Origin of the sequence: Saliniramus sp. (assembly GCF_035311605.1) — a bacterium.
Lineage (GTDB): Bacteria > Pseudomonadota > Alphaproteobacteria > Rhizobiales > Beijerinckiaceae > Saliniramus.
Map to the genome: position 1 here is coordinate 1 of NZ_DATGCW010000366.1, position 3,332 is coordinate 3,332.

Sequence of the window (3,332 nt, forward strand, 5' to 3'; positions counted from 1 at the left end):
TGCGGTTGTCGGTGACCAGCAAGATCTCGAAGCCGCGTGCGCGCAGGATGCCGGCCAGCGCCTCGGCGGGGAAGAGATGCCCGCCCGTGCCGCCGGCGGAGATCATCACGCGGGGTTTGTCGGCATTCATGCTCAGGCTCCGGCCGGGCGCGGGACATAGGCGCGCGGTTGCAGCCGCGAATGCGGACGCTTGCGCGTCAGTGCGATCAGGAATCCGGCTGCGAGGGCGAGCGAGAACAGTGACGAGACGCCATAGGAGATGAAGGGCAGGGTCATACCCTTGGCAGGGAGCAGATTCACGTTGACCAGCATGTTGATGCTCGCCTGCAGCCCGAACAGCAGCAAGAGCCCGGAAACGGCGAGCCGTGAAAAGGAGTCCTCGTTGCGGCCTGCGAGCAACAGGCCGCGCAGCACGATGAAGGCATAGATCATCACGATGACGAGGCAGATCGCGATTCCGAACTCTTCCGCCGTCACCGCGAAAATGAAATCGGTATGGGCATCAGGCAGCACACGCTTGACCGTGCCCTCGCCCGGCCCGCGCCCGAGCCACCCGCCGCGTGCGAAGGATTCGAGCGCCATGTCGACCTGAAAGGTATCGCCGGACTCGCTGTCCAGAAAGCGGGTAATACGTTCGCGCACATGCGGCAGCAGATTATAGGCGCTGATGATACCGAGCACGCCAACCCCGCCGAGTCCCATCACCCAGAACCAATGCAGCCCCGCGATGAAGAACATCCCGGCCCAGATGGCGGTGATCAGCATGGTCTGGCCGAAATCAGGCTGCAGGATCAGGGGCGTGATCGTCAGCGGCAGCAGCGCGAAGGCAATCCAGACCGCAGGCAGATCCGGGCGCCGTGCCGTTTCGGAAAAGGCCCAGGCGGTGAGGATCACGAAGGCCGGCTTGACGAATTCCGAGGGCTGGATGCTCAGCCCCATCAGCGAGATCCAGCGATGCGCGCCCTTGATCTCGGGCCCGTACTGGATCGCGGCCAAGACCAGCATCATGCCGATGACATAGGTGGCCAGCGCGAGCCGGCGGATCAGCCTTGCATCGAGGAAGGAGATCGTCACCAGCACCATCAGCGCCGGCAACAGGAACAGCGCCTGCCGCTCGACGAAATGGAAGGTCGAGAGCCCGATCCGCGAGGCGACCGGCGGCCCGCCACCCATCAGCATGACGAGACCGATCACCATCAGCCCGATCAGGGCGGCCAGCAACGACCGGTCGATCGTCCACCACCAATCGCCGACGAGCGAGCGCTGCGCACGCGAGACCATGCTTCATCCCCGAAATCACGTCGAACGTATCGGCTCCCCAACGGAAGCCTCCGGCAGACAGCCATGACGTGATTGTGGTGAACGGCTGGTTAAGAAGGACTGAAGAAGATGCACGATCGCCCGGCGCGGCCGCTCCGCCATTCGCTTCCCGCTTCGGGCTCCGTCGCGGATGCGCGGGAGTCATGCAGGCCGCGCGCGATCTACGAAAGCCGCCCGGGTCCCGTAGATCGTGAAGGCGGTCAGGACGAGGATCGCGGAGAAACTCGACCAGGAAACGGCGATACGCGGGTCGAGCAGCTGCACGATGAAGGTGAAGATCAGATTGGTCGCAAACAACAGCGACACCGTCATCGGTTCGGTCCGCGCAATGCCGATCTGCAGCCAGTAGATGCCGAGGAAGACGCCGACGACCGTCAAGACCAGAATGATCGCGAGCACCTCGCCCGTATAGGGCGTCCACCCCCCCTGCGTGAAGAGAATGCCTGCTGCCGCGATATTCAGGAGGGTAAAGCGCAGGCTCATGATATCTGCGGAAGTGAACTGCGCATCCGTCAGCGCGCGCGTCGCATAGGTGTTGGTAGCGACCCCGAAAGCCGTGAGCAGCGCCGCGATCAAACCCGTGACCACGACGACGGGCGGGAGTGCGCCGAGGCCCGACAATCCCCGCATGGAGACGATCGTCAGCGCGATGACGGAAGCACTGCAGCCGAACGCGGCGATCTTTTCCGCCGTTACGATCGGCATCGCCGGGCGCAACCAGGGTGCAAGCGCCAGCGTGACGAGTGGAATGGCACCCACGACGATACCGTTCACGACGACCGGTTCCAGGGAGGCCAGTGCATAGAGCACGGCCAGCCAGCTCAGGAGGGTGGTCAGGTTGATGATCAGCACCTTGCCCGGATGCGCCCGCACCCGGTTTATCAGCCCTTTCCTGTCACGGTGCAGCCCGATATAGACGACCTGGGCGAGAACGAAGCAGTTGAAGGCTATGAATGCAGGTGTCAGGGAGACCAGGACATGGCCCTCGAAGACCGACTTTCCCGCATTCATCAGGGTATAGCCGAGGACGAAGACCGCACCCGGGACGATCCAGGGACGACCGGCCTTCCCGGGGACCCCGGAGGCGGAGTCACGGGGCGAGGTCATAGAAGTCCCTGTCGTCGAGCAGGCGAATGGTTCGGGAATCGCGGATCACCGCGGCGGCATCGCCATGGGCCAGAATGATCATCATTGGATAGGTCAGATCATTGACGGTCGGCTGCAAGTCTCCGCCCGGCGCAAGCAGGGTAATCGCCTCCCTGTAGCTCTCCAGCGCCTCGATGCGCGCAAGCCCCGGATAACCGAGAAGGCGCCCGCGCCAGCGCGCGATCAATGCCGTGCAGGAGACGCTGCCCTCGCAGCGATACGGGCGCGCTGCGGTGGCCTTGAAGGCTTCCGGCGCGGTATAGGCGCGGGCGATGGCATCGATCTGATTGTCATCCGAGGCGAGGCGTGCGATCCGCGACAACGGCCCGCCGACGAGACGTGCCCCCAGCTCGACGAGGCGCGGCCCCTCGCGCGTCATCCGGATCTCGAGATGGGCCGGACTGTCGGTTACGCCGAGCGCGTCGAGACAAGCGAAGGCATAGGTGCGCAGTTCTGCCTGCAATTCACCCCCGGCGGGCAGCAGGACGGCCGAATCGAGCAGGTTGTGCACGCCATTGGCGCAGACATGCGTTGTACGCCAGATTTCGGCGACCCGATGCACCGAGCCACGGCTCATCGTATTGACGTAGAATTCCTCCCCGTCGAGATAGCTCTGCACCACCACGGCATCGATGGGCGTGTCATAGACGCTGCGCCGACCGAGAAGGGCGGCACAGGCCTCTGCGACCGCCCGCGGCGTGTCACAGAAGAAGACGCCATCATTGAGGGCCGAATTGAGCGGCTTGACGACGATCCGTCCGGCCACCCGTCGGGCGAAATCTTCGGCCTCGCTGCGGCTTCGGCAAAGCGCCTGCCGCGCCGCCGGGATGCCGGTCGCGTGCAGCGCCTCGATCATGGCGAACTTG

At 64.4% G+C, this 3,332-nt stretch carries 4 protein-coding genes; all 4 read right to left on the bottom strand.

The genetic code is table 11. The features are described 5' to 3' along the window. The coding region (locus VKP01_RS16250) for a glycosyltransferase (protein ID WP_414706599.1) at positions 1-106 on the bottom strand (106 nt) is incomplete at its 3' end. 26 nt (positions 107-132) lie between these two features. After that, positions 133-1,281, bottom strand: coding sequence for a putative peptidoglycan glycosyltransferase FtsW (locus VKP01_RS16255; protein ID WP_324414152.1), 1,149 nt, complete (start codon positions 1,279-1,281; stop codon positions 133-135). Between the two features lie 180 nt (positions 1,282-1,461). Then, the gene (locus VKP01_RS16260) at positions 1,462-2,427 is read right to left on the bottom strand and encodes a hypothetical protein (RefSeq protein ID WP_324414154.1); all 966 of its coding nucleotides are present in this window, start codon (positions 2,425-2,427) and stop codon (positions 1,462-1,464) included. Continuing rightward, positions 2,411-3,332 (bottom strand): ATP-grasp domain-containing protein (locus tag VKP01_RS16265; RefSeq protein WP_324414156.1); only part of this gene is annotated, 922 nt, incomplete at its 5' end. The genes VKP01_RS16260 and VKP01_RS16265, both read right to left, overlap by 17 nt.

Bases quoted from the DNA above. Each gene is read 5' to 3' on its own strand.
- VKP01_RS16255 (WP_324414152.1), bottom strand. From the start codon at position 1,281: ATGGTCTCGCGTGCGCAGCGCTCGCTCGTCGGCGATTGGTGGTGGACG.
- VKP01_RS16260 (WP_324414154.1), bottom strand. From the start codon at position 2,427: ATGACCTCGCCCCGTGACTCCGCCTCCGGGGTCCCCGGGAAGGCCGGT.